This is a genomic window from Clostridium nigeriense (genome assembly GCF_900086595.1).
Taxonomy (GTDB): Bacteria; Bacillota; Clostridia; order Clostridiales; family Clostridiaceae; genus Clostridium; species Clostridium nigeriense.
Genome location: NZ_LT575472.1, coordinates 7,920 through 10,419, shown reverse-complemented (window position 1 = coordinate 10,419; position 2,500 = coordinate 7,920). Strand labels below are relative to the sequence as shown.

At 50.7% G+C, this 2,500-nt stretch carries 2 rRNA genes (1 of these 2 running past the window's edge); both read left to right on the top strand.

The features are described from left to right. Positions 1-2,336: ribosomal RNA gene (locus BN6774_RS00045) — 23S ribosomal RNA — on the top strand; it begins 569 nt to the left of the window's first position. Between the two features lie 45 nt (positions 2,337-2,381). Further along, positions 2,382-2,498 (top strand): 5S ribosomal RNA (gene rrf / locus BN6774_RS00040). Positions 2,499-2,500: the final 2 nt, after the last annotated feature.

Genomic DNA, 2,500 nt, shown 5'->3' with positions numbered 1-2,500 from the left:
AAAGCCCCTTATGAGGGTGATGACGTGCTTTTTGTAGAACGAGCCAACGAGTTACGGTATGTAGCAAGGTTAAGTACTTAAGGTACGGAGCCGAAGGGAAACCGAGTCTTAATAGGGCGACTAGTTGCATGCCGTAGACCCGAAACCGGGTGACCTATCCATGGCCAGGTTGAAGCGGGGGTAAAACCCCGTGGAGGACCGAACCACGTTGCTGTTGAAAAAGCATGGGATGAGCTGTGGATAGCGGAGAAATTCCAATCGAACTCGGAGATAGCTGGTTCTCCTCGAAATAGCTTTAGGGCTAGCGTCGGATATGAGTAATGGAGGTAGAGCACTGAATGGGCTAGGGGGCATATCGCTTACCGAACCTTATCAAACTCCGAATGCCATATACTATTAGTCCGGCAGTCAGACTACGAATGATAAGATCCGTGGTCAAAAGGGAAAAAGCCCAGATCGTCAGCTAAGGTCCCAAAGTGTAAGTTAAGTGGTAAAGGATGTGGGATTTCTAAGACAACTAGGATGTTGGCTTAGAAGCAGCCACTCATTTAAAGAGTGCGTAATAGCTCACTAGTCGAGAGATCCTGCGCCGAAAATGTCCGGGGCTCAAACTTACCACCGAAGCTACGGGCTCAAGATTACTTGAGCGGTAGAGGAGCGTCGTAATCGGGCTGAAGTCGTACCGTAAGGAGCGGTGGACTGATTACGAGTGAGAATGTTGGCATTAGTAGCGAGATGTAAGTGAGAATCTTACAGGCCGAAAATCTAAGGTTTCCTGGGGAAGGCTCGTCCGCCCAGGGTTAGTCGGGACCTAAGCCGAGGCCGAAAGGCGTAGGTGATGGACAATTGGTTGATATTCCAATACCACTATTATCGTTATTATCGATGGTGTGACGGAGAAGGATAGGATGTGCTAGCGATTGGAAATGCTAGTCTAAGCATTTAGGGAGTTAAGATAGGCAAATCCGTCTTAACAATCCTGAGGTGTGATGGGGAAGGTCTTTTAGACTGAAGTATCTGATTCCCTGCTTCCAAGAAAAGCATCTAGAGAGAGAAGTAGTGCCCGTACCGCAAACCGACACAGGTAGATGAGGAGAGAATCCTAAGGCCATCGGAAGAATTGCAGTTAAGGAACTAGGCAAATTGACCCCGTAAGTTAGCGAGAAGGGGTGCCTGTGAGAGCAGGCCGCAGAGAATAGGCCCAAGCAACTGTTTAGCAAAAACACAGGTCTCTGCTAAAGCGCAAGCTGATGTATAGGGGCTGACGCCTGCCCGGTGCTGGAAGGTTAAGGGGAACACTTAGCGCAAGCGAAGGTGTGAACTTAAGCCCCAGTAAACGGCGGCCGTAACTATAACGGTCCTAAGGTAGCGAAATTCCTTGTCAGGTAAGTTCTGACCCGCACGAATGGCGTAATGACTTGGGCACTGTCTCAACTGCAAATCCGGCGAAGTTGTAGTGCGAGTGAAGATGCTCGCTACCCGCGATTGGACGGAAAGACCCCGTAGAGCTTTACTGTAGCTTAGCATTGAGTTTCGATATTGTCTGTACAGGATAGGTGGGAGACTGAGAAGCTAGGGCGTCAGCCTTAGTGGAGTCATCCTTGGGATACCACCCTGACAGTATTGGGATTCTAACCGGACGCCATGAAACTGGTGACGGGACATTGTTAGGTGGGCAGTTTGACTGGGGCGGTCGCCTCCTAAAATGTAACGGAGGCGCCCAAAGGTTCCCTCAGAACGGTCGGAAATCGTTCGTAGAGTGCAAAGGCAGAAGGGAGCCTGACTGCGACACCCACAAGTGGAGCAGGGACGAAAGTCGGGCTTAGTGATCCGGTGGTACCTCGTGGGAGGGCCATCGCTCAACGGATAAAAGCTACCTCGGGGATAACAGGCTGATCTCCCCCAAGAGTCCACATCGACGGGGAGGTTTGGCACCTCGATGTCGGCTCGTCGCATCCTGGGGCTGTAGTAGGTCCCAAGGGTTGGGCTGTTCGCCCATTAAAGCGGCACGCGAGCTGGGTTCAGAACGTCGTGAGACAGTTCGGTCCCTATCCGTCGCGGGCGTAGGAAATTTGAGAGGAGCTGTCCTTAGTACGAGAGGACCGGGATGGACTGACCTCTGGTGCACCAGTTGTTCCGCCAGGAGCATAGCTGGGTAGCTAAGTCGGGAAGGGATAAACGCTGAAAGCATCTAAGCGTGAAGCCCCCCTCAAGATGAGATTTCCCATAGCATAAGCTAGTAAGACCCCTTGAAGAACACAAGGTTGATAGGTCAGAGGTGTAAGTGTGGTAACATATTTAGCTGACTGATACTAATAGGTCGAGGGCTTGACCAAAATAAGTTATTAGTTCATGTGCAATTTTCAGAGAACACTCTGAAATCTGGTGATGATGGCGTAGAGGAAACACTCCTTTCCATTCCGAACAGGAAAGTTAAGCTCTACAGCGCCGATGGTACTGCACGGGAGACTGTGTGGGAGAGTAGGACGTTGCCAGGTTA